Here is a 22498-nt window from a genome sequence, read left to right on the forward strand (position 1 = left end):
ATGACCGAAACAACGCCCGGTTGGCTGACCACCGACGAACTGGAGTCGGCACGCGCCCGCATGCCGATCCTGTACGTCGAGGCGGTTCCGGTGCGCGTCGACGACAGCGGCGAAGTGACCAGCATCGGCCTGCTGCTGCGCATCGGCCCGGACGGAACGGTCAGCCGGGCCCTGGTCTCCGGCCGGGTGCTCCACCACGAGCGGGTCCGCGACGCCCTGCTGCGCCACCTGGAGAAGGACCTCGGGCCCGTGGCGCTGCCCCGGGTGCCCGCCTCCCTGCAGCCCTTCACGGTCGCCGAGTACTTCCCCACGGCCGGCATCACGCCGTACCACGACCCGCGCCAGCACGCCGTGTCGCTCGCCTACATCGTCCCGGTCACCGGCGACTGCCGCCCCCGGCAGGACGCCTTGGACCTGGTCTGGTTCAGCCCGCAGGAGGCGGCCTCCCCGGCGGTGCAGAGCGAGATGCCCGGAGGGCACGGGGTGCTGCTGAAGCAGGCGCTCGCGCACGTCGGTTACGTGTACTGAACCTTCCCGCACGCGCTCTTGCCCGCCCCTCGGGGCAGCCGGCGCTGCTCCCCGGCGACGGCGCCCGCACGGGCGCCGTCGCCGAATTCGCCGTAGATGCGGCTCAGGTGTGCTCCTCCGTTCAGCGCAAAGCTCCTGACAACTACGCGCGTTGACCCTAGGCTGCGGCCACTGGTCTGTTCTTGATCCGGTCACGTCAGAGGGGGGACCATGTCTCCGACACGTCAACGCCGCCGCACCCCGAGAAGAGCCGTCACCACCGCTCTCGCCGCCACCGCCGCACTGGCCACGCTGGGCGCGCTCGGCGCCGCCTCTCCCGCCCAGGCCGGCTCCGCCCAGGGCCGCCCCGGCGGGCACCCGAGCCACACCACGGACCTGCAACTGCTCGCGCTCAACGACTTCCACGGCAACCTGGAGCCGCCCGCCGGATCCTCCGGCCGGGTCACCGAACAGGAGCCGGACGGCACCACGAAGTCCGTGGACGCCGGCGGTGCCGCCTACCTGGCGAGCAGTCTGCGCTCCGCGCGCAAGGGACACGCCCGTACGCTGACCGTGGCCGGCGGCGACATCGTCGGCGCCAGCCCGCTGCTGTCCGGCCTCTTCCACGACGAGCCCACCGTCGAGGCCATGAACAAGCTCGGCCTGGACGTCACCAGCGTGGGCAACCACGAGTTCGACGAGGGCAAGGACGAACTGCTGCGCCTGCAGAACGGCGGCTGCCACCCCGACGACGGCTGCTACGAGACGGGCCGCACCTTCGAGGGCGCCGACTACCCGATCCTGTCGGCCAACGTGATCGACGAGAAGACCGGCCGTACGCTGCTCCGGCCCTACAGCGTCAAGAACGTCAAGGGCGTCAGGATCGGCTTCATCGGCGTCACCCTGGAGGGCACCCCCGACATCGTCTCCGCCGAGGGCGTCCAGGGGCTGAAGTTCCTCGACGAGGCCGAGACGATCAACAAGTACACCAAGGTCCTCCAGCGGCAGGGCGTGCACGCGATCGTCGCGCTCATCCACGAGGGCGGCTACCCGGCCTCGTCGGCGTACAACTACGACTGCGACGCGGGCGGCAACGGCTCCGGCCTGAGCGGTCCCGTCGTGGACATCGCCCAGAAGGTCTCGCCCGAGGTCGACACCCTGGTCACCGCCCACACCCACAACGCCTACGTCTGCACCGTCCCCGACCCGGCCGGCCACCCGCGCCTGGTGACCAGCGCGGCCTCCTACGGACGGCTCTTCACCGAGCTGGAGATGAAGTACGACTGGCGCACCCACGACATCGTCCGTACCTCGGTCAAGGGCGCCAACCACGTCGTCGACCGCACCCAGCAGGCGGCCCCGGACCTGACCCGGCTCATCGACCACTGGAAGACGCTCGCCGCCCCGGTCGCCGACAAGGCCGTCGGCTACATCTCGGCCGACATCACGCGGGGCACCCAGGGCGCGCCCGAGTCGCCGCTGGGCGACCTGATCGCCGACGCCCAGCTGGCCTACGCCAGGACCGTCGACAGCGACGTCGACCTGGCCCTGATGAACCCCGGCGGCATCCGCGCGGACCTGGTCCACGCCGCCTCCGGCGACGAGGGGGACGGGGTCGTCACCTACGGCGAGGGCTTCGCCGTGCAGCCGTTCAGCAACACCGTCAACATCAAGTCGCTGACCGGCGCCCAGCTGATCACGGCGCTGCAGCAGCAGGTCAGCGGCGGCAACGCCGAGGCACCGAAGATCCTCCAGATCTCCGAGGGACTCACCTACACCCTCGACCTGTCCAAGTCGGGCGCGGATCGGGTGGTGGCGGACTCCGTCCGGCTGGGCGGCGAACCGATCGACCCCTCGGCCACCTACCGCGTCGCCATGAACTCCTTCCTGGCCGGCGGCGGCGACGGCTTCACCGAACTGGGCAAGGGCACCGACCAGCTGGTCGGCGAGGACGACCTGGCGGCGCTGGTCGACTATCTGACGGCGCACTCGTCGCCGTCCGCGCCGTACGCGCCGACGCCCGCCGACCGGATCACCGTCCTGCGGTAGCGGCACCCCACCGACCGTCCCGCCTCACCCCTTCGAGGCACCCGGTGAGGCGCCCGCGCGCCTCCCGGGTGCGTGGGCGCCTCGCCGGGTGCGCGGGCACCCGACGGAATGACGGAGAGGCCGTGCCGGATTTCTCCGGCACGGCCTCCGACCTGCGTCTTCACACGTCGGGACGACAGGATTTGAACCTGCGACCCCTTGACCCCCAGTCAAGTGCGCTACCAAGCTGCGCCACGTCCCGTTGCCCGTCTGACCTGGGGTTTCCCCCGGCCGAACGCGCAGGAAAACAATACCGCACTCGGGCCGGTGGTCGCGCACCCCTTTTGGCCGACGCGCTCGGCGAGGGCTTCACCCGCCGGCGAGGACAACGGCACTTGACCTCAAGTTTGATTGAGGTCGCACGATCGTACCCATGCCGATCACCGAAGAACGCGGGCGCACCCACGGGTACGCCGACCTGCCGCGCCTGATGGGGCTCATGACGGGCGACGAGAAGCACGGACCCGCCGCCACCTCCACGCTCGACGTGCTCTGGGTCCTCTACGACCGGGTGCTGCGCATCCGCCCGGAGCAGCGGGACGACCCGGAGCGGGACCGGTTCCTGCTGTCGAAGGGGCACGGACCGATGGCCTACTACGCGGTGCTCGCCGCGAAGGGTTTCGTGCCCGTGGACTGGCTGCCTCGGTTCGGCGCCTACGACTCCCCGCTCGGGCACCATCCCGACCGCACCCTCGTGCCGGGTGCCGAGATCGGCAGCGGGTCGCTGGGGCACGGACTGCCGATCGCCGTGGGCACCGCCCTGGGGCTGCGTGCCCAGGGGCACGACCGGCCCCGGGTGTGGGTGCTGACCGGGGACGCCGAACTGGACGAGGGCAGCAACCACGAGGCGCTCGCCTTCGCCGGACCGGCGGGACTCGAGCAGTTGCACACCGTCGTCGTCGACAACGCCTCCGCCAGCCACGCCCGTCCGGGCGGGATCGCGGCCCGCTTCGAGGCGGCCGGCTGGTCGGCGCTGACGGTCGACGGCCGCGACCACGAGGCGCTGTACGCCGCCTTCACCGCACCGCACCCCGGCCGGCCGCACGTGGTGGTGGCCCGGGTCGAGCCGAAGAACGCCTGACCTCCTCCTGCCTTCTCCCTCTCCGTGGAAAGGGTCCATCCTCATGGACACCATGCGTGACCGTTTCGCGCCCGTCGTCTCCCGTCTGCTCGACGAGGATCCGCGGGTCGCGGTCGTCCTCGCCGAGATCGGCAAGGACGGCTTCGCCGAGGCCCGGCGCCGGCATCCCGACCGGGTGATCAATGTGGGCATCCGTGAGCAGCTCCTGGTCGGCGCCGGCGCGGGGCTGGCGCTGACCGGGATGCGGCCGGTGGTGCACACCTTCGCGAGCTTTCTCGTCGAGCGCCCCTTCGAGCAGGTCAAACTCGATCTCGGGCACCAGGGCGTGGGCGCGGTGCTGGTGAGCGCCGCCGCGTCCTACGACTGGCCCGCGGGCGGCTACACCCACATGGCGCCGGGCGATGTGGCGCTGCTGGACACCCTGGACGGCTGGACCGTCCATGTGCCCGGCCATCCGGACGAGGCCGAGACCCTGCTGCGGCACGCGGTCGCCGCGGGCGACGACAAGGTCTACGTACGGCTCTCCGCGCAGTCCAACGCACAGGCGCGCCCCGTCGACGGGGAGCGCTTCACCACCCTGCGCGAGGGCCGCTCGGGCGTCGTCGTCGCCGTGGGCCCGTCCCTCGACGCGGTGCTCGACGCGACCGAGGGGCTCGATGCGACCGTGCTGTACGCGACGACCGTACGGCCCTTCGACGCGGCCGCCCTGCGGCAGGCCACGCGGACGGCCGGGACCGACGTCGTCCTCGTCGAACCGTACCTGGCGGGCACCTCGACGGCCGCCGCGAACGAGGCGCTGTCCGACGTCCCGCACCGCATCCTGGGTCTCGGCGTGGGACGCGCCGAACTGCGACGCTACGGAACCGTCGCGGAGCACACCGCCGCGCACGGGCTCGACGCCCGATCACTGCGGGAGCGGATCTCGGCGTTCCTCGGCGGTGGACCGGTGCCGGGGCGCGTGTGAGACCGACGGGGTCGCGGTGCCGTTCGGCGGGCTACGGCCTCTCCGGGTGCGGTGGCCGCCCCGGTCCGGCCATCGCGCCCGCCACGGGGGCGGCAGGCCGTGCGTCGGCGCGTATCAGGTCGCGTATCGCGGGGACCGCGAGCAGCGCGGTCGGCACGACCAGGCTGACCGCGGCGGACACCAGCAGCACATGGCCGGCGCCCAGGGCCGAGGCGGCGGGCCCGGCGAGGGCCTGGCCGACGGGCATCATGGCCAGGGAACCCGCCACGTCGTACGCGTGGATGCGGTTCAGGACGTCGGGTGGAACCTGGGTCTGGACGCTGGTCGCCCACATCACACCCCAGAACGACATGCCCGCACCGGCGACCGCGGCGCCCGCCGCCATCAGCGGCACCCCCAGGCCGGCCCCGACGGCCGCGGGGAAGCAGACGAAGGCGAAGAGGGCGACCGCGCCGGCCCGCAGCATCCGGCGTGGCCGCAGCCGCAGCGCGAGGAAGCCGCCGACGACGGTGCCCGCGCCCAGGGCGGAGTTGACCAGGCCGTAGGAGCGCGGGCCGTGCTGCTGGACCACTTCCGTGGCCACCAGCGGGACGGTCGGCCCCCAGACGGCGATCATGTAGAGGCACCAGACGGCGATGACACCCCACAGCCAGGTCCGGGCTCTGAACTCCCGCCATCCTTCGACCAGGTCGGCCTTGAACGTCCCCGAGCCGTGGCCGGCCGTGGGGTCGCTCCCGGCGGGTAGCGCGGGCAGCCTGAGCAGCAGCAGACACAGGGCGCTGACCGCGTAGGTGGCGGCGTGGGCCGCGAACACTCCGCCGGGCGAGGCGAAGCCGACGAGGAGGCCGGCGACGGCCGGGCCGGCGAGCTGGGCGGCGGACTCGGCAATGCGTATGGCGCCGTTGGCCCCCTGGATGTCGGCGGCGAGCCGGGGCACCGTACTGGCCACGCCGGGCTGGAACACCGCGCCCGCCACACCGTTGGCGAGGCCGATCGCGCAGATCTCCCACAGCACGACGTGCCCGGAGTAGAACAGGACGGCGGCCAGTGACTGGGTGCCGAGCCGGACGAGGTCGGCGCCGATCATCAGCTTGCGGGTGCTGAACCGGTCGGCGATGACCCCGCCGAAGACCACGAGTCCGGCGAAGGCGGCGGCCGTCGAGGCCATGGCGAGGCCGACCGCGCCCGCACCGTACCCGTGTTCCAGCAGGCCCGCGGCGAGCGCGACGGGCAGCATGGTGTCGCCGAGACGGGCGACGGCTCGCGCGACGAAGAACAGCGCGAAGTCCCGCGACCAGACCGGCCGCTCCCGCGCTCCGTCCTCGGGCCCCGGCCCGGCCGCCGCCCGGGCTCCGGCGTCGGCTCGCCCACCGGCGGCGCGCGACGCACCGGCTCCGGCACCGCCGGCCTGCCGTGCCGCCTCCCCCGGTGACGACTGCGATGATGTCCCGGTCATCCCCTCGACACTCCCTCCCCGGCCGGACCCCGCCCGGTCCGTGCCCCGCTCGCCCCTGTCTCCTCCCCGCGGCGGCAGCCGAGATCCCCTCCGCGCCGACCGCCTCCGTGTTCCGGATCATGCCATGGCCCGCCGACAGCGCCCGAGGGGATTTCAGCGGGCGGTGGGCTGTCCCAGCTCGGGGTGGGCCTCCAGCAGGCGGGGCGGGGCGGCCTGGCGCCAGGAGTCGGCGAGGATGTCACGCAGTTCCTCCTCGTCGTCCAGCGCGGCGAGTCGGGCGCGGACCCAGGCGAACTGGGCCTCGTGGCCCGCGATCCAGAACTTCTCCGGTTCGGCCAGGACCAGTTCGTCGCGCTCCTCCTTGGGGCAGCGCACGGCGATGGAGGTCTCGTCCTCCGGCAGCGTGGCGAACATCTTGCCCGCGACCCGGAACGTGGGCATGCTCCAGGCGGTCTTCTCCGTCGTGTCCGGCAGGGAAAGGGCGATACGGCGTACGTCTTCGGCGTCCGGCATGGCATGCACCGTAGTCGCGGGCACTGACAGTCAGCCGCCGGCGGGTGCCCCCACGTGCTTGTAGTACAGGGTCGTCGGCCGCAGCCCGCCGCCGGGGCTCGCCGCGTAGTCGGGGATCGTCCCGGCGCGGGTCCAGCCGGCGGAGCGGTACAGGGCCTCGGCGGGGCTGCCGGTCTCGGTGTCCAGGTGCAGCAGGGTGATCCCGGCCGCGGCGGCCGCCGCCTCGGCGGTGGCCAGGAGCGTGCGGCCCAGCCCGCGTCCGCGGGCACAGCGGTGCACCATCAGCTTGACGACCTCGGCGCGGTGGCGGCTGTTGGGCTTGTCGGGGAGGGCGAGGCTCACGGTGCCGGCCGGGCCGCCGGCGTCGTACGCCACCCACACCGCGAGCCGCCCGGCGGCCACGGCCCGCGCACTCTCCCGCCACCACAGCAGGGCCTCGGCCGGTTCCATGGGCGCGAGGAAGCCCACGGAGGCGCCACCGTCCACCGTGTCGACCAGGAGCGCGGCCAGTTCCTCGGCCATGTTCTCCAGCCGGTCCGGGTCCATGGCCTCCGGGGCCGGGGATCGCGCCGTCACGGCCGCACCACCGCCAGCAGATAGCGCGCACCCATGTCGTCCGCGCACCGGAACCGCGTCGGCCCCCACACGCGCATCCGCAGGCAGTCGCCGGCCCCGAGCCGGTGGACGGTGTCCCGCACGGTCACCTCCAGGGCCCCCTCCAGCACCCAGATGTGCTGCTCCAGACCGGCGACGGGCGGACGGTCGTAGGCGATGTCGGCGCCGGCGGCGAGCCGGCCCTCGACGAGTTCGCCGCGCAGTCCGGTGTGCGGCGGCGACACCGAGCGCCGTACGAAGCCGGAGTCACGGTCCTCCCACACCGGCTGGTCGGCGGCCCGTACCAGCGGGGCGGGCTCCGCCTCGATCTCGCTGAGCAACTGGGACATGGTCCGCCCGTAGACGTGGCACAGCCGGTTCAGCAGCGCGGCGGTGGGGCTGGTCTCGGCGCGTTCCGCCCGCGACAGGGTGGACCGGCTCACTCCGCTGCGCTCCGCCAGTTCCCCCAGCGACCAGCCGCGCTCGGTTCTCAGCTGGGCCAGCCGTGCGCCGAGTCGGGCGTCCACCGGATCCGGGTTCGACGGGCTCGTCCGGTCCGTCGTCCGGTCGGGCAGGCTCATCGAGTCCGGTGAGCTCTCCTGGGTGCGTCTCATATCCGGGAAGTTACCCCGGATATGAGACAGCAGTGTTACGGAGTCCTCATTCCCGGGCGGCCTCGCCCAGGGCGTCCAGCACCGGGCGGATCAGGGGATGCTCCTCGGCGCCCCGGCGCACCGCCGCGAAGACCCGGCGCGTGGGCGCCACCCCGTCGACCGGCCGGACGACCGCGCCCCCCAGGTCCATGCCGCGCAGCGCGGAGCGCGGCACGAGGGCCACGCCGGCGTCGGCCGCGGCGAGGGCCACGACCGCGCGGAAGTCGTCGGAGGAGTGGTCGATACGGGGCTGGAACCCGGCGTTCTCGCAGGCAAGGACCACCACGTCATGGCACGGGTTGCCCGGGTAGGGGCTGATCCACGGGTCCTTGGCCAGCTCGGCCAGCGGCACCTCGGCCGCGTCGGCCACGCGGTGGGTGGCCGGGACGACCGCGTCGAAGGGCTCTGCGTACAGCGGGAGGTGGGCGAGGCGGGGATCGTCCGCGGGCGGCGCGCCCCGGTACTCCACGGCGACCGCCACGTCGACCTGCCGGTCCAGCACCATCGGAAGGCTGGCGTCGCCCTCGGCGTCCCGGACGCGGATACGGATGCCGGGCGCCGCCTCGACCAGGTGGGCCACCGCGGGTGCCACCACCTCGGCGATGCCGGTGGCGAAGGAGGCGACGGTGACCGTGCCGGCCGCGCCCGAACCGTAGGCCGCCAGCTCGGCCTCCGCCCGCTCCAGCTGGGCGAGGACGGCGTTGGTGTGGCCGAGCAGGATCTCGCCGGCCGGGGTGAGCCGTACGCCCTTCGCGCCGCGTTCCACCAGCCGGTGCCCGGTCTCCTGCTCCAGGGCCGTCAGCTGCTGCGAGACGGCCGAGGGCGTCAGGTACAGCGCGGCGGCAGCCGCCGTGACCGTACGGTGGTCGGCCACCGCACGGAGGATGTGCAACCGCCGCGCTTCGATCATGAGATCGATTATCGCAAGACCGCCGGCAGTCCGGGCCGCCGGCCGGGAGGCCGCGGGCCGGGAGGCCGCGGGCCGGGAGGCCGCCGGCCGGGAGGCCGCGGGCCGGTCAGCCGTGCGTCTCGTTCAGCCCTCCAGCTCCGCGCGGGCCGCGACGAAGGCGTCGACGGCGCGGTCGACGTCCGCGGTGGAGTGCGCCGCGGAGAGCTGGACACGGATGCGGGCCTGGCCCTGGGGGACGACCGGGTAGGAGAAGCCGATCACGTACACCCCCCGCTCCAGCAGCAGCTCGGCCATCCGTCCGGCCTTGGCCGCGTCGCCGATCATCACCGGTGCGATGGCGTGGTCGCCGGGGAGGATGTCGAAGCCCTCCTCGGTCATCCGGGAGCGGAACAGCGCGGTGTTCTCGGCCAGCCGGACCCGCAGGTCGTCGGCCGACTCCAGCAGGTCCAGCACCTTCAGCGAGGCGGCGGCGATCACCGGCGCGAGGGTGTTGGAGAACAGGTACGGCCGCGAGCGCTGGCGCAGCAGGGCGACGATCTCGGCGCGGGCGGCGACGTAGCCGCCGGAGGCACCGCCGAGGGCCTTGCCGAGGGTGCCGGTGATGATGTCGACGCGGTCCATCACGCCGTGCAGTTCGGGGGTGCCGCGGCCGCCGGGGCCGACGAAGCCGACGGCGTGCGAGTCGTCGACCATGACCATCGCGTCGTAGCGGTCGGCGAGGTCGCAGATCTCACGCAGCGGGGCCACGTAGCCGTCCATGGAGAAGACGCCGTCGGTGACGATCAGCTTGCGCCGGGCGCCGCCCTCGTTCGCCTCCTTCAACCGCTGTTCCAGGTCCGCCATGTCGCGGTTGGCGTAGCGGAAGCGGCGGGCCTTGGACAGCCGGATGCCGTCGATGATGGAGGCGTGGTTGAGGGCGTCGGAGACGACCGCGTCCTCGGGGCCGAGCAGCGTCTCGAACACACCGCCGTTGGCGTCGAAGCAGGAGGAGTACAGGATCGTGTCCTCCTGGCCGAGGAACGCCGACAGCCGGGCCTCCAGCTCCTTGTGCACCTCCTGGGTGCCGCAGATGAAGCGCACGGAGGCCATGCCGTAGCCCCAGCGGTCCAGGGCCTCGTGGGCGGCGGCGATCACCTCGGGGTGGTCGGCCAGGCCCAGGTAGTTGTTGGCGCAGAAGTTGAGGACCTCGCCGGGGCGGCCGCCCGCGGTGACCTCGACGGTCGCGGACTGCGGGGTACCGATGACCCGCTCGGGCTTGTGCAGACCGGCGGCCCGGATCTCGTCGAGGGTGGCGCGGAGGTCGTCGCGGACGGTGTCGAACATGGGGCAGATCTCCTGAAAGTGCTTGCGGATGACGGGGGTTACGCGGTCCAGTCGAGGATGACCTTGCCGCCCTTGCCGCTGGCCGCGTCCGCGAACGCCGCCTCGAAGTCGCGGTAGCCGTACCGGCCGGTGATCACCGGGGCGAGGTCGAGGCCGCCCTCCAGGAGCACCGACATGGCGTACCAGGTCTCGAACATCTCACGGCCGTAGATGCCCTTGATGGTGATCATCGAGGTGACGATCCGGGCCCAGTCCACCGAAAACTTCTCGGCGGGCAGGCCGAGCATGGCGATCCGGCCGCCGTGCGTCATGTTGGCGATCATGTCGCGCATCGCCTCGGGACGGCCGGACATCTCCAGGCCGATGTCGAAGCCCTCGCGCAGGCCGAGCGAGCGCTGCCCCTCGGCGATCGTCGACGCGGCGACATTGAGCGCGAGGCTCACGCCGATCTTGCGGGCCAGTTCCAGGCGCTCCTCGCTCACGTCGGTGATCACGACGTTACGGGCGCCCGCGTGCCGGGCCACCGCGGCGGCCATCAGGCCGATCGGTCCGGCGCCGGTGATCAGCACGTCCTCGCCGACCAGCGGGAAGGACAGCGCGGTGTGCACCGCGTTGCCGAACGGGTCGAAGATCGCGGCGATGTCGAGGTCCACCGGGACGCGGTGCACCCAGACGTTGGAGGCGGGCAGGGCGACGTACTCGGCGAAGGCGCCGTCGCGGCCCACCCCCAGACCGACGGTGGCCCGGCACAGATGGCGGCGCCCGGCCAGGCAGTTGCGGCACTTGCCGCACACCAGGTGACCCTCGCCGCTGACCCGGTCGCCGGCCTTGACGTCCACGACGTCGCGCCCGGTCTCGACGACCTCGCCGACGAACTCGTGACCGACCACGAGCGGCGTGCTGATCGCCTGCTGCGCCCAGCCGTCCCAGGCCCGGATGTGCAGGTCGGTGCCGCAGACACCGGTGCGCAGCACCTTGATCAGTACGTCACCGGGCCCGATGACGGGCTCGGGCACGTCCGCGAGCCACAGTCCGGGCTCCGCCTTCTGCTTGACCAGCGCCTTCAACGCAACGGCTCCTGTACTCGGCGCCCGGGGCGGGATCCGGGCATGCCGGAGGAACCCGCGTCCGGGGAAGGGGGTGGGATCGGACAGCAATCTGCCGTACGACGGCGCGCGGGTCCATCGAGGATTTCTTAAACGCGGCCACAGCTTTCCTTCACACCCCCTCACCTGCCGAAGCCGTCCGCCGCCCTCTCCTCCAGCCGCCGGGTGAGTTCGGCCGCCGCCGACTTGATCGTGTCCAGGCCCTCCCGGCCCCACGGGCGCGGCACGACGTCGACGACGCACACCGTGCCGAGCACCATCCCCGTGCTGTCGATGAGCGGGGCACCGAGGTAGGAACGGATGCCGAACTCGTCGACCACCGGGTTGCCCGCGAACCGCGGATAGTCGCGCACGTCCTCCAGCACCAGTGCCCTGCGCCGGGCCACCACATGGGGGCAGAAGCTGTGGTCGCGGGCGAGGTGGCGGCCCACTTCGGGGCGCGGGCTCTCGCCGTCGGCGGGAGCGAGGGCCGTCACGTCCGCCGGAACGGCACGGGCCGCCCGTCCGTCGCCGCCGTCGGCGGAGGCGACGGGGGCGGGAGCGTCGACGTTCAGGACGTCCCGTGCCGGCCGGTGCAGGCCGGCGAAGAACTGGCCGTTCTCGTGCGGGAAGTTGACCATCGCGTAGGGCGCCCGGGTGCGCTCGGCGAGCCGGTCCGCGAAGGCGTCGAGGGCCGGCTCGGGACGCTCCCCCAGACCGAGGCCGCGCAGCCGCAGGGTGCGGGCGGGGGCCTCGGTGTCCTCGGGAGTGAGCAGCAGGCGACCGGCCGGGCGCGGCGGGTCGTAGCTCATGGCCGGGCTCCGGCGCTGTGCGGGGTCTGGGCGAGGAGGTGCCGTACGAGGGTCAGCAGGGTCTGCACGCCCGAGCTGGAGATTCGGGCGTCGCAACGGACCACCGGGATCTCCGGGTCGAGGTCGAGGGCGGAGCGCACCTCGTCGGGGTGGTAGCGGTAGGCGCCGTCGAACTCGTTGACGGCGATGATGAAGGAGAGACCGCGCTGCTCGAAGAAGTCGACGGCCGCGAAGCACTCCTGGAGGCGGCGGGTGTCGGCGAGGATCACCGCGCCCAGCGCGCCCTCCGACAACTCGTCCCACATGAACCAGAACCGCTCCTGACCGGGCGTTCCGAACAGGTAGAGCACGTGCCGCGGGTCGAGGGTGATACGCCCGAAGTCCATCGCGACGGTCGTCTCGACCTTGTTCTCGACGCCGTCGAGGTTGTCGGTGCCCTCACTGACGGTGGTGAGGAGTTCCTCGGTGCTCAGCGGCGCGATCTCGCTGACGGCGCCGACGAAGGTCGTCTTGCCCACGCCGAACCCGCCCGCCACCAGGACCTTGAGCGCGGTGGGAAACGGGTCGGAGCCGCCGCCCCGGGCTTGCGTGCCGTTCTCGTGCCCGCCGTGGCCGTGCCCGCCGTAGTCGTGCCCGCCGCCGTCGTACCCGCCGCCGCGGTGGTGGCCGCCGCCGTGGTCAGAGCTGTCGTCGTAGTCCATCGAGCACTGCCTCCAGAAGAGCCCGGTCAGTGGGGTGGTGGTGGGTCACGGGGGGTTTCGTGGTGAGGGCGCCGCAGTCGACGAGGTCGGACAGCAGCACCTTGGCCACCGCCGCCGGCAACCTCAGATGAGCGGCGATCTCGGCCACCGAGACGGGTGCGAGGCACAGTTCGAGCGCCTGCCCGTGCTCGGGGCCGAGATACCCCAGCGGCGTCACCCCGGTCGCCATCACCTGCGACATGAGGTCGAGTGCGATGCTGGGCCGGGTGCGGCCGTTGCTGACCGTGAAGGGGCGCACCAGCCGTCCGGCCGCGTCGTCGAGCCAGGGCCCGTCGCCGGCCGCCGCCGCGCTCAAGGCCGCAGCGCCGGGGGTTCGACGGTGTACTGGCGGGGCGCGGTCACGAGGTAGGGACGGACGCTCTTGACCAGCATCGCCATCTCGTAGCCCAGGACCGCCGCGTCGGCCTCACGGCCGGCGAGCACGGCGAGACAGGTGCCGGAGCCGGCCGTGGTGACGAACAGCAGGGTCGAGTCGAGTTCGACGACGACCTGCCGTACGTCACCCCCGTCGCCGAAGCGGATCCCGGCGCTGCGGCCGAGGGAGTACAGGCCGGAGGCCAGCGCGGCCATGTGGTCGGCGCTGTCGGGGTCCAGGCCGTGCACGGACTTCACCAGTCCGTCGCAGGACAGCAGGACCGCGCTGGTGGTGTGCGGTACACGCTGCACGAGGCCGCTCATCAGCCAGTCGAGGTCGGACACGTGGCCGGTCGGCGCATCGCTCGCCATGGTGGATCGACTCCTTGGGGTACGAAGGTCTGCGGGAGCGCTGGAGATGGGGGTGGCAGGGGGATTGGCGGTGGACGTGGGGGCCGGTTCGGGGACGGGAGCGGTCGCGGAGACCGGCGAGGGGGCCCGGGCGGGGACGTGCCCCCGGGATCGAGGGGGCCGCGGGCCGGTCCTGCCGGTGACGCCGATCGTGCTGGTGGGGGTCATGCGGGCGGCGCGCTCCCGTCGTGCCGAGCGGTGAGGTCGGGCACGGACGGCATGGGCGCCGACAGGGGTGACGTGGGCCGCCCCTGTGTGGGCGGCACGGGTTCGGGCGAAACGGCCTGCGGGGCCGGTGGCGTGTCGTGCGGTGGTGTGTCCGTGGAGGGCGCGCCGCCCCAGGACGCGGCCGTGGTCGGCAGGGTGGCGGAGCCGGGCCCCTCGTCCGGGGGGTTCGCCGCCGTCTCCCCGTCGGCCCGTGTCCCCGCCTCGGCCGCGGTCTCCTGGTCCGGCGGGTGCGGTTGCCGGCGGTGATCGGAATCGGCGAGTCCGATCCCGCGCTGGAACGCGGCCATCAGGCCGGGGTCGTGCCCCGCGAAGGACTCGCCGCCCTGGCGGGGTGCCGGGCCGCCGCGCAACTGGGGCACGATGTGCTGCTGCGCACGGCGCTGGGGCAGTTGCGGTTTGCCCATGGTGCCGCGTACCAGGCCATCGCGCGGGCCGGGCACGACCCCCTCGTTCGCGGCCACGGTGGCGCGGTCCTCGGGCTGGATGCCGGGCACCGCCTCCGCCGGGTTCGCCCGTCCCGTACGGGCGCCGCGCCGGGGCAGGGGCGCGGGACCGCCGCCAGCCGCCGGTGGTGCCGGTGGGCCGGCCGGCGGGAGCTCGCGGGCGGGCTCCACGCCGGTGACCGCGGGCCCGTCCGTCCCGTTGCCCCCTGCCGACGGGACGGGGCCGAGGAGGTGTCCGCCGACCGGGGGAAGCGCGCCACCGGTGGGCGTTCCGGCCGGAGGACGTACGCGGACGCCGTTCGGGGCGGCCACCGTGGGGATGCCTCCGCCGAAGGACGCCGGCCCGGGTGCCCGCCCGGCCGGAGGCGCCGAGTGCCTGCCGGTACGGCCGTCACGCACGCCGCCCTGTCCATCGCCGTCCCCGGTCCGGCGATCGCCGCGGTCACCGTCGTTCCCTGCGCCGCCCTGCGCGGGCGTGCCGGGGCCGGTCGCGCCGACGGGAGCGGGGACCGGTCCGGCCGCGTACGGCGGTCCTGCCGCCGCGGTGCGGTGTGGGCCGTCGCCTGTCGCGGGCTGCGGTCGCCGCGGTGGCCGTACGTCCGCGGGAGCGTCGGCGTCCGGCCCCGGTCCGGCCCCCAGCAGCGCCTGCGGGATGACCAGGACTGCCTGTACGCCGCCGTAGATGTTCGTCTGCAACCGGACGGTGATGCCGTGCCGCTTGGCGAGTTGGGAGACGACGAACAGGCCGATCCGCCCGTCCGCGAGCAGACGGGCGACGTTGACCTGGTCGGGGTCGGCCAGCAGGGAGTTCATCCTGACCTGTTCGTCGACGGGCATGCCGAGGCCCCGGTCCTCGACCTCCACGGCGAGTCCGGAGGTGACGAGGCCGGCGCGCAGCAGGACCTGGGTCTGCGGGGCGGAGAACACCGTGGCGTTCTCGACGAGTTCGGCCAGCAGGTGGATGACGTCGGCGACGGCGTGGCCGCGCAGCCGTCCGTCGACGGGCGGGACGAGCTTGACCCTGGAGTACTGCTCGACCTCGGCGATGGCGGAGCGCAGTACCTCGGTCATGGAGACGGGGTGGCTCCACTGGCGGCGGGAGACGGCGCCGCCGAGCACGGCGAGGTTCTCGGCGTGGCGGCGGATGCGGGTGGCGAGGTGGTCGACGTGGAAGAGGCCCTTGAGCAGGTCGGGGTCCTCGATCCGGTTCTCCAGCTCGTCGAGGATGGAGATCTCGCGGTGCACCAGGGACTGCAGGCGCCGGGCGAGGTTGACGAAGACCTCGAGCTTCTGCTCGCTGCCCGCCTGGCTGGAGAGCCTGCTGGCCTGGACGACCGCGGCGACCGCCCCGTCGTGGGCGCGGGCCAGGTCGGCGGCGAGAAGTTCGAACTCGTCGGCGCCGTCCGGCGGTACGCCGCGCGGCGTGCGCTCGGGCGGGCTCTCGCCGTGGCGCAGCGCGTCGACGAGGGCTCCCAGGTCGTCCTCGCGGCGCACCGTGCCGCGGCGCAGCGCGTCGAGCCGCTCGGTCACGGACCGGGCGGCCCGGCCCGCGGCGACGGCGGCGGTGACGATGCCCGCGAGCGCCACCGCCGACGCCCCGGCGAGCACCGCCCACAGGACGGGGCCGGGGCGGGCGCCGGCGGAGCGCACCGTGAAGAGCACGGCGGCGCCCGCGGCGAGGGCGACCGCGGTCGGTGGCAGCACCGCGAGGCGGAGCAGTTGGGGCCGTATGTGGGTCTGGGGCAGCGAGGGGACGGTGCGGGCGACCGGGCGACCGTGCCGTCCGCCCTCACGGCGGTCTGCGCGGGCGGCCGGTGCACGGAGGTGAGACATCTGATCCTCGTACTGGTCCGTCGGGCCTGTGTGCTCGCACGTGGGGCGCGAGCGGGCATGCGCCATCGCTGTGCCGGTCGGCCGGTCCGCGAAGAGCGGCACAGCGTCTCCCGACGACCACTCACCGTAGTCACCCGCGCATCATGTGCGGTGGGCAGTTGACAAAATCGCCCGGGGATCACCCCGCTCTGGTATGAGGGGTCGTACGGCAGTCCGGAATCACGGGTCGTACGGCAGACCGATCTCGCCCGGCTCGGCCGGCACTCTCACTCAGTGATTCAGCGGGTCTCGCGGCCTGCCGCGAGGTGGGTGACCAGCGGGCCGAGGGCGTCGGTGCCGACGGCGGCGCGCAGGGCCGACTCGTGGGCGGCGGCGAGCGCGTCGAGCCGGGCGAGCCGGGTCCGGCCGCGCCGGGACAGGTGGACGCGGATGCGGCGCCGGTCGGTGTCGGACTGGCGGCGGTGGACCCAGCCGTCGTCGGCGAGCGTGTCGACGAGCCGGGTGAGGGATGCCTGCGGGATGAGCAGTGCCTGGGACAGCTCGCCCATCGCGCGGCCGTCGTCGGCGAGGGCGCGCATGACCCGCCACTGGTCGACCGTGCAGTGCTCCTCGTCGAGCACCGCGGCCAGGCCCTGGGCCAGCCGGCGCTGGGCCAGGGTGAGCACCTCGACGAGCGGGGTCGCGGCGGGCCGCCGGTCGCCGCCGTCCGCCGCGCCGGACGGTGCCGGGGCGGGTCCGGTCGGAGTCGGCCGTACGCGCTCCATGCGTACTCACCTCCTCCGTCGCCCGCGTTCCTGGAGCATACTCGCGGCGTGGATCTCGGCGGGGACTTCGGCGTGGACCTCCAGTCGCGGCTGCTGGAGCCGCTCGACGCGCTGCACGGGCCCTTGGACCCGGCGGCCTTCCGGCTGTGTCTGCTGGTGCCGCAGTCCGGCGCGCTGGGGATGATCGGGCCGTCCGCACTGGACGCGGCCCTGCTGGCGGCGCACGAGGTCAACGCCGGGGGCGGCATCGAGGTGTGCGGGGGCGAGGGGTGCGGACGGACGGTCGCGGGGGCGACCGGAGCCGCCCGGCCGGTCCCGGTCCGGCCCGCCGAGCGCCGGCTGGAGTTGGTGCTGGTGGACGGTGGCCGTGCGCCGCGTGCGGTGGCGGCGGAGGTCGCGGGCCTGGTCGGGGCCGGGGTGGTGGAGGCCGTGGCCGGCTTCCACGCCAGCGATGTGCACCGGGCCGTCGAGCCGGTGGTGTCCGGACGGGTGCCGTACGTCTTCACCCCGCCGCACGAGGGCGGCGGCCGGCTGCCGGGCGTGGTGTGCACCGGCGTCGACCCCGGACCGCAACTCGCCGGCTCGCTCGCGTGGCTGACGCGACGTCACCGGGTGCGACGCTGGGCCCTGGTGGGCAGTGACTACATCTGGCCGAGGGCCGTGCACGGGGCGGCACGGCGGGCGATCGCGCGGGCGCACGCCCAGGTGGTGCTGGAGAGCTGGGTGCCTCTGGGCGGGGTGGGTCCGGCGTTGCAGCGGCTGGTGGAGGAGCTGCGCCGGCGCCGGGTGGACGCGGTGCTGGTGAGCCTGATCGGCCGGGACCTGGTGTGCTTCAACCGGGGGCTGCGGCACAGCGGCCTCGATCGCCGGCTGATACGGCTGTCCGGGGCGCTGGAGGAGAACGGGCTGCTGGCCCTCGGCGGGGACGACACCGGTGGCCTGTACTCCTGCATGGACTCCTTCGCCTCGCTGGCCGAGGACCGGGCGCTGGCGTTGACCGAGCGGCACCGCGCGCTGTTCGGCCCGTCCGCGCCGGTGCTGGACGCCTACGCGCGCGGCCTGTACGACGGCGTCCACCTGGTCGCGGCGCTGGCCGCGCGCGGGGCCCTGCGGCCGGACGGCCGACTGCCCCTGGCGGTGCACCGGCTGCTGCACGGCACGGACGCGGCGGCCCGCCGGGCGTGGCGGTCGGCGCCGCTGGGGCCGTCGCACCCCCGTATGCACCTGGCCCGGGCTCAGGACGCGGAGCTGCGGGTCGTCCGGTCGTTCCCGTTCTCCGCCCGCTCCTCCGCATCGGGCGCCTCCTCCCCCGCACCGGATACTTCCATCTGGAAATAACCGGCCGTACGCTCTCCCCGCGACGCGGGCACCCGGCAGCGAGGAGAACGCGATGACCGAACAACCGGCCCCCGGCTCACTGGGGAGCTACGGCTACCGCCAGGAACTCCACCGCTCCCTGAGCTTCCGTGACCTGCTGGTCTACGGGCTGGTCTTCATGGTGCCGATCGCGCCCTTCGGGATCTTCGGCAGCGTCTTCGAGGGCTCGGGCGGCATGGTCGCGCTGACGTACGCGATCGGCATGGTGGCGATGATGTTCACCGCGCTGAGCTACGCGCAGATGGCGCGGGCGTTCCCGATGTCCGGCTCGGTCTACGCCTACGCCGGACGCGGGATCGCCGCCCCGGTCGGGTTCCTGGCCGGCTGGATGATCCTGCTCGACTACGTGCTGGTGCCCGGGCTGCTGTATCTGATCGCCGGGATCGCCATGAACTCACTGGTGCCGTCGGTCCCCGTGTGGCTGTGGCTGGTGGGCTTCGTGGTGCTCAACACGGCCGTCAACTACTCCGGTATCCGGATGACGGCGCGGGTCAACAAGGTGATGCTGCTGGCCGAACTGCTGGTGCTGGCCGTGTTCGTGGTGGTCGGTGTGGTGGCGCTGGCCCAGGGCAAGGGCCGCGGCTTCGACTTCACGGCCGTCTACAACGCCGACACCTTCTCCTGGTCGCTGGTCTTCGGCGCGGTCTCCATCGCGGTGCTGAGCTTCCTGGGCTTCGACGGCATCTCGATGCTGGCCGAGGAGAACAAGGACTCCGCGCGTGCCATCGGCCGGTCCATGGTGGCGGCGCTGCTGCTGGCGGGCGCGCTGTTCGTGGTCCAGACGTGGCTGGCCTCCCTGCTGGTGCCCGACCCCGGCGGGCTCATCAGCCGGGGCGACCCGGACGGCACCGCCTTCTACGACGCGGCCAGGGTGGCCTCCGGCGAGTGGCTGGCCACCCTGACCGCGGCGGCGACCGCCGTGGCGTGGGGCTTCGCGAACTCGCTGGTGGCCCAGGCCGCCACCTCCCGGCTGCTGTACGCGATGGCCCGGGACAGGCAACTGCCCTCGTTCCTCGCCAGGGTTCATCCGCGCCACCGGGTCCCCGTGAACGCGACCCTGCTCACGGCGGCGGTCTCCCTGGGCCTCGGCCTCTACATGAACTCCCGTGACGACGGGGTGACGTTGCTCAGCAGTCTGGTCAACTTCGGTGCCCTGACGACCTTCCTGGTGCTGCACGTGTCCGTGGTCGTGCACTATCTGATCCGCCGGCGCAGCCGCGACTACTGGCGGCACCTCATCGCGCCCGCCATCGGCTTCGCCATCCTGGCGTACGTGGTGGTCAACGCCGACATCGCCGCGCAGCGGCTGGGCTTCGTCTGGCTGGGCATCGGCGTCGTGGTGCTGGCCGGGCTGCTGCTGGCCGGCCGGCGCCCGGAGCTGCCGGCGGTGCAGAGCACGGACGAGCCGGTGGCGGCGCCGCCCCGCAACGGATAGCCCGCACCGGCACCGCACTTCCCATCCGTTTCCCGCTCGGCAGGAGGAACCATCCGCATGAACACGCCCGTCCAGGTGATCAGCGTTCCCGACGACCCGGAGCGGTACGCCTACTCGTTCGGCGGCGGGTCGCCCGTGGTGACCGTGGCGCCCGGCAGCATCGTGGAGCTGACCACCGAGGACTGCTTCGGCGGCCGGGTGCGCGGGGCGGGCGACCTGCCCAGCCGGGTGTGCACGTTCCCGTACCTGAACCCGGTCACCGGGCCCATCGCCGTCGCCGGAGCCGAACCCGGGGACGCGCTCGCGGTGCACTTCGTGGACATCTCACCGGGCCGCGACTGGGGTGTGTCCAGCACCTTCCCGCACTTCGGCGCGTTGACGGCCACCCACGCGACGGCCATGCTGCATCCCGCGCTGGAGGAACAGGTCTGGGTCTACGCCATCGACGCCAAGGCCGGCACCTGCCGCTTCGAGGCGACCCGCGGCGACTTCGCGGTGGACCTGCCGCTGGACCCGATGCACGGCACGGTCGGTGTCGCCCCCGCCGCGGGTGAACGGCTGATGTCCATCTCCCCCGGCGTCCACGGCGGCAACATGGACACGCCCGAGGTGCGTGCCGGAACCACGGTCTACTTCGGGGTGAACGTGGAGGGCGCCATGCTGGCCATCGGCGACGGCCACGCCCGGCAGGGCGAGGGTGAGGTGTGCGGGACGGCGGTGGAGACCGCCATGCACACGGTGGTGGCCGTCGACCTCGTCAAGGGCGGCGCACCGGCCGTGCCACGGCTGGAGAACGACGACTTCCTGCTGAGCACGGGTCACGCCCGGCCGCTCGAGGACGCGTTCCGGATCAGCCAGCACGACCTGGTGCAGTGGACGGCGGAGCTGCTCGGGCTGGACCAGCTGGACGCCTACCAGTTGGTCAGTCAGGCCGGGCTGGCGCCGGCGGCGAACGTCTGCGACACCCAGTACACGATGGTCGCGAAGCTGCCCAAGCGCGTTCTCGGCCGCGCCCGCGCCTACGACGGTGTCCATGACCGGCTGCGGGCGCTGGGCGCGGATCACCTGCGCAAGCGCTGAACGACCGGCGCCCGGCAGGGCCGAGGGGCACCGAACCATGTCGTGACGCAGGTGGTCCAGCCCGGCCCCGTGGGCTCTGTTCAGGCGGAGGAGGCCCGGGGCCGGGATATGGTCTAGTCCCTTTTTGGTCCAGACCATTGACCCACCCGGGGAGCGGGCGATATCCCAGAGAACACCAACCATTCCCCTGCGTAAGGGAATTGGCGAAACCCCCCTCCTCACACCGGGACTGACATGAGACTCATGCGTTCCTTCCGCGTGGCCCTGACCGCGGCCGCCACGGCCGCGGCCTCGGTGGGCCTCGCGCTGACGAGCACGGGCACGGCTCAGGCGGCGACACCGCTGCCGAGCCATGTCTTCGCCCCCTACTTCGAGGCATGGACCGGCGAGAGCCCCGCCGCCCTGTCCGCGCAGTCCGGTGCCAAGCACCTGACGATGGCGTTCCTGCAGACGGCCTCCGCGGGCTCCTGCACGCCCTACTGGAACGGCGACACGAGCATGCCGATCGCCGCCTCGACCTTCGGCAGTGACATCAGGGCCATCCAGGCCGCCGGCGGCGACGTCATCCCGTCGTTCGGCGGCTACACCGCCGACACCACCGGCACCGAGATCGCCGACAGCTGCACCGACGTCTCGCAGATCGCCGCCGCGTACGAGAAGGTCATCACCACCTACGACATCGCGCGGCTCGACATGGACATCGAGGTCGACTCGCTGGACAGGTCCGCCGGGATCGACCGGCGCAACAAGGCCATCAAGATGGTCGAGGACTGGGCGGCGGCCAACGGCCGCAAGCTCGAGATCTCCTACACCCTGCCGACCACCACCAGCGGCCTCGCGGACAACGCCGAGGCGGTGCTGCGCAACGCGGTGACCAACGGCACCCGGGTGGACGTCGTGAACATCATGACGTTCGACTACTACGACAACCAACCCCACGACATGGCGAAGGACACCCAGACCGCCGCCCAGGGGCTGTACAACACGCTGGCCTCGCTCTACCCGAGCAAGACTCCCGCGCAGCTGTGGCACATGATCGGCGTCATCGAGATGCCGGGCGTGGACGACTTCGGGCCGGCCGAGACCTTCAGCCTGGCCAACGCCCGCACCGTGTACGACTGGGCGGTCGCCAAGGGCATCAACACTCTGTCCTTCTGGGCCCTCCAGCGGGACAACGGCGGCTGCCCGGGCGGTTCGGCCGCGGACAACTGCTCCGGCATCCAACAGAACACCTGGGACTTCTCGCACATCTTCGAGCCCTTCACCAGCGGCAGCACCACCCCGTCCGACGACTTCTCGGTCGCGCTCGCCCCGGCCTCGGGCTCGGTGGCGGCCGGCCGGTCCACCACCGCCACGGTGAAGACGGCCGTGACGCGGGGCGGCGCCCAGACGGTGAACCTCAGCGTCAGCGGGGTTCCGGCGGGCGTCAGCGCCTCCCTCAGCCCGGCCTCCGTGACGGCGGGCGGCTCCTCCACACTGACCCTCTCCACGACCTCGGCGGCTCTCAACGGCACGTACACCGTGACCGTCACCGGGGCCGGCCCCGCCGGCAGCCACTCGGCGACGTACACGCTGACCGTCACCGGCAGCAGCGGCAACCAGTGCACCGCGGCCCCCTGGGACAGGACGGAGATCTACACCGGCGGGCAGACGGTCTCCCACGAGAGCCACACCTGGAAGGCCAAGTGGTGGACGCTGGGCGAGGAGCCCGGAACCACCGGCGAGTGGGGCGTCTGGCAGGACCTCGGCCCCTGCTGACCGGCGGCCCGCTCCCCCGGGACCTCCTCCCGTCCCCCCGAAGGGGTGCCTCGATCTGATCGAGACGG

At 73.1% G+C, this 22498-nt stretch carries 21 protein-coding genes and 1 tRNA gene; 8 read left to right on the forward strand and 14 right to left on the reverse strand.

The window, feature by feature from the left end; translation table 11 throughout:
• Both ACWDUZ_RS29480 and ACWDUZ_RS29485 read left to right on the forward strand, forming a co-directional pair.
• Entirely contained in the window at positions 1–528 is a 528-nt protein-coding gene (locus ACWDUZ_RS29480) for an NUDIX hydrolase family protein (protein WP_451634865.1), read from the forward strand.
• A 210-nt stretch (positions 529–738) separates the two neighbouring features.
• The gene (locus ACWDUZ_RS29485; RefSeq protein WP_451634835.1) at positions 739–2556 is read left to right on the forward strand and encodes a bifunctional metallophosphatase/5'-nucleotidase; all 1818 of its coding nucleotides are present in this window, start codon (positions 739–741) and stop codon (positions 2554–2556) included.
• Between the two features lie 167 nt (positions 2557–2723).
• On the opposite strand, the gene ACWDUZ_RS29490 is transcribed toward ACWDUZ_RS29485, so the two are convergent.
• Positions 2724–2797: transfer RNA gene (locus ACWDUZ_RS29490), tRNA-Pro, on the reverse strand.
• Positions 2798–2968: 171 nt separating this feature from the next.
• Between ACWDUZ_RS29490 and ACWDUZ_RS29495 the strand changes: the two genes are divergently transcribed.
• Positions 2969–3676, forward strand: coding sequence for a transketolase (locus ACWDUZ_RS29495; RefSeq protein WP_451634836.1), 708 nt, complete (start codon positions 2969–2971; stop codon positions 3674–3676).
• Between the two features lie 43 nt (positions 3677–3719).
• A complete protein-coding gene (locus ACWDUZ_RS29500) occupies positions 3720–4640 on the forward strand; it encodes a transketolase family protein (RefSeq protein WP_451634837.1) in 921 nt (306 codons plus the stop codon).
• A 31-nt stretch (positions 4641–4671) separates the two neighbouring features.
• Here ACWDUZ_RS29500 and ACWDUZ_RS29505 read toward each other — a convergent pair whose 3' ends face one another.
• The 13 genes from ACWDUZ_RS29505 to ACWDUZ_RS29565 all read right to left on the reverse strand — a co-directional run bounded on the left by ACWDUZ_RS29505 (position 4672) and on the right by ACWDUZ_RS29565 (position 16780).
• On the reverse strand, positions 4672–6096 hold the full coding sequence (locus ACWDUZ_RS29505; protein WP_451634838.1) for an MFS transporter: 1425 nt from the start codon (positions 6094–6096) through the stop codon (positions 4672–4674).
• A gap of 153 nt (positions 6097–6249) precedes the next feature.
• Positions 6250–6609 carry an MmcQ/YjbR family DNA-binding protein gene (locus ACWDUZ_RS29510; RefSeq protein WP_451634839.1) on the reverse strand — a complete coding sequence of 120 codons (360 nt, stop codon included), beginning with the start codon at positions 6607–6609 and terminating at the stop codon, positions 6250–6252.
• A 30-nt stretch (positions 6610–6639) separates the two neighbouring features.
• Positions 6640–7155 carry an N-acetyltransferase family protein gene (locus ACWDUZ_RS29515; protein ID WP_451634866.1) on the reverse strand — a complete coding sequence of 172 codons (516 nt, stop codon included), beginning with the start codon at positions 7153–7155 and terminating at the stop codon, positions 6640–6642.
• A 26-nt stretch (positions 7156–7181) separates the two neighbouring features.
• Positions 7182–7784: a helix-turn-helix domain-containing protein gene (locus tag ACWDUZ_RS29520; protein WP_451634867.1), complete on the reverse strand. Its 603-nt coding sequence runs from the start codon at positions 7782–7784 to the stop codon at positions 7182–7184.
• A 79-nt stretch (positions 7785–7863) separates the two neighbouring features.
• On the reverse strand, positions 7864–8766 hold the full coding sequence (locus ACWDUZ_RS29525) for a LysR family transcriptional regulator (RefSeq protein WP_451634840.1): 903 nt from the start codon (positions 8764–8766) through the stop codon (positions 7864–7866).
• Between the two features lie 123 nt (positions 8767–8889).
• Positions 8890–10089, reverse strand: coding sequence for a glycine C-acetyltransferase (locus tag ACWDUZ_RS29530; protein ID WP_451634841.1), 1200 nt, complete (start codon positions 10087–10089; stop codon positions 8890–8892).
• A 38-nt stretch (positions 10090–10127) separates the two neighbouring features.
• A complete protein-coding gene (gene tdh, locus ACWDUZ_RS29535) occupies positions 10128–11156 on the reverse strand; it encodes an L-threonine 3-dehydrogenase (protein WP_451634842.1) in 1029 nt (342 codons plus the stop codon).
• Positions 11157–11317: 161 nt separating this feature from the next.
• A complete protein-coding gene (locus ACWDUZ_RS29540) occupies positions 11318–11986 on the reverse strand; it encodes a GAF domain-containing protein (RefSeq protein ID WP_451634843.1) in 669 nt (222 codons plus the stop codon).
• Positions 11983–12687 carry a GTP-binding protein gene (locus ACWDUZ_RS29545; protein ID WP_451634844.1) on the reverse strand — a complete coding sequence of 235 codons (705 nt, stop codon included), beginning with the start codon at positions 12685–12687 and terminating at the stop codon, positions 11983–11985. The genes ACWDUZ_RS29540 and ACWDUZ_RS29545 overlap by 4 nt, the downstream gene beginning before the upstream one ends.
• Positions 12665–13042, reverse strand: coding sequence for a DUF742 domain-containing protein (locus ACWDUZ_RS29550; RefSeq protein ID WP_189904055.1), 378 nt, complete (start codon positions 13040–13042; stop codon positions 12665–12667). The genes ACWDUZ_RS29545 and ACWDUZ_RS29550 overlap by 23 nt, the downstream gene beginning before the upstream one ends.
• Positions 13039–13473, reverse strand: a complete 435-nt coding sequence (locus ACWDUZ_RS29555) for a roadblock/LC7 domain-containing protein (protein WP_451634845.1) — start codon at positions 13471–13473, stop codon at positions 13039–13041. The genes ACWDUZ_RS29550 and ACWDUZ_RS29555 overlap by 4 nt, the downstream gene beginning before the upstream one ends.
• Positions 13474–13676: 203 nt before the next feature.
• Entirely contained in the window at positions 13677–16016 is a 2340-nt protein-coding gene (locus tag ACWDUZ_RS29560; protein ID WP_451634846.1) for an ATP-binding protein, read from the reverse strand.
• 278 nt (positions 16017–16294) lie between these two features.
• Complete coding sequence (locus ACWDUZ_RS29565; protein ID WP_451634847.1) at positions 16295–16780, reverse strand: MarR family transcriptional regulator; 486 nt, start codon at positions 16778–16780, stop codon at positions 16295–16297.
• Positions 16781–16828: 48 nt separating this feature from the next.
• Here ACWDUZ_RS29565 and ACWDUZ_RS29570 point away from each other — a divergent pair, with 48 nt between their 5' ends.
• From ACWDUZ_RS29570 to ACWDUZ_RS29585, 4 genes are all read left to right on the forward strand, one after another.
• Complete coding sequence (locus ACWDUZ_RS29570) at positions 16829–18118, forward strand: ABC transporter substrate-binding protein (RefSeq protein ID WP_451634848.1); 1290 nt, start codon at positions 16829–16831, stop codon at positions 18116–18118.
• A 52-nt stretch (positions 18119–18170) separates the two neighbouring features.
• A complete protein-coding gene (locus ACWDUZ_RS29575) occupies positions 18171–19592 on the forward strand; it encodes an APC family permease (protein ID WP_451634849.1) in 1422 nt (473 codons plus the stop codon).
• A gap of 57 nt (positions 19593–19649) precedes the next feature.
• Positions 19650–20672: an acetamidase/formamidase family protein gene (locus ACWDUZ_RS29580; RefSeq protein ID WP_451634850.1), complete on the forward strand. Its 1023-nt coding sequence runs from the start codon at positions 19650–19652 to the stop codon at positions 20670–20672.
• Between the two features lie 234 nt (positions 20673–20906).
• Positions 20907–22430 (forward strand): chitinase, encoded by a 1524-nt coding sequence (locus ACWDUZ_RS29585; protein WP_451634851.1) that lies wholly within the window; start codon positions 20907–20909, stop codon positions 22428–22430.
• Positions 22431–22498: the final 68 nt, after the last annotated feature.

The organism is Streptomyces sp. NPDC003393, from assembly GCF_053589015.1.

Bases quoted from the DNA above. Each gene is read 5' to 3' on its own strand.
- ACWDUZ_RS29530 (WP_451634841.1), bottom strand. From the start codon at position 10,089: ATGTTCGACACCGTCCGCGACGACCTCCGCGCCACCCTCGACGAGATC.
- ACWDUZ_RS29515 (WP_451634866.1), bottom strand. From the start codon at position 7,155: ATGGACCCGGACCGGCTGGAGAACATGGCCGAGGAACTGGCCGCGCTC.
- ACWDUZ_RS29505 (WP_451634838.1), bottom strand. From the start codon at position 6,096: ATGACCGGGACATCATCGCAGTCGTCACCGGGGGAGGCGGCACGGCAG.
- ACWDUZ_RS29485 (WP_451634835.1), top strand. From the start codon at position 739: ATGTCTCCGACACGTCAACGCCGCCGCACCCCGAGAAGAGCCGTCACC.
- ACWDUZ_RS29525 (WP_451634840.1), bottom strand. From the start codon at position 8,766: ATGATCGAAGCGCGGCGGTTGCACATCCTCCGTGCGGTGGCCGACCAC.
- ACWDUZ_RS29575 (WP_451634849.1), top strand. From the start codon at position 18,171: ATGACCGAACAACCGGCCCCCGGCTCACTGGGGAGCTACGGCTACCGC.
- ACWDUZ_RS29480 (WP_451634865.1), top strand. From the start codon at position 1: ATGACCGAAACAACGCCCGGTTGGCTGACCACCGACGAACTGGAGTCG.
- ACWDUZ_RS29495 (WP_451634836.1), top strand. From the start codon at position 2,969: ATGCCGATCACCGAAGAACGCGGGCGCACCCACGGGTACGCCGACCTG.
- ACWDUZ_RS29580 (WP_451634850.1), top strand. From the start codon at position 19,650: ATGAACACGCCCGTCCAGGTGATCAGCGTTCCCGACGACCCGGAGCGG.
- ACWDUZ_RS29545 (WP_451634844.1), bottom strand. From the start codon at position 12,687: ATGGACTACGACGACAGCTCTGACCACGGCGGCGGCCACCACCGCGGC.
- ACWDUZ_RS29555 (WP_451634845.1), bottom strand. From the start codon at position 13,473: ATGGCGAGCGATGCGCCGACCGGCCACGTGTCCGACCTCGACTGGCTG.
- ACWDUZ_RS29585 (WP_451634851.1), top strand. From the start codon at position 20,907: ATGAGACTCATGCGTTCCTTCCGCGTGGCCCTGACCGCGGCCGCCACG.
- ACWDUZ_RS29560 (WP_451634846.1), bottom strand. From the start codon at position 16,016: ATGTCTCACCTCCGTGCACCGGCCGCCCGCGCAGACCGCCGTGAGGGC.
- ACWDUZ_RS29500 (WP_451634837.1), top strand. From the start codon at position 3,720: ATGGACACCATGCGTGACCGTTTCGCGCCCGTCGTCTCCCGTCTGCTC.
- ACWDUZ_RS29565 (WP_451634847.1), bottom strand. From the start codon at position 16,780: ATGGAGCGCGTACGGCCGACTCCGACCGGACCCGCCCCGGCACCGTCC.
- ACWDUZ_RS29510 (WP_451634839.1), bottom strand. From the start codon at position 6,609: ATGCCGGACGCCGAAGACGTACGCCGTATCGCCCTTTCCCTGCCGGAC.
- ACWDUZ_RS29520 (WP_451634867.1), bottom strand. From the start codon at position 7,784: ATGAGCCTGCCCGACCGGACGACGGACCGGACGAGCCCGTCGAACCCG.
- ACWDUZ_RS29540 (WP_451634843.1), bottom strand. From the start codon at position 11,986: ATGAGCTACGACCCGCCGCGCCCGGCCGGTCGCCTGCTGCTCACTCCC.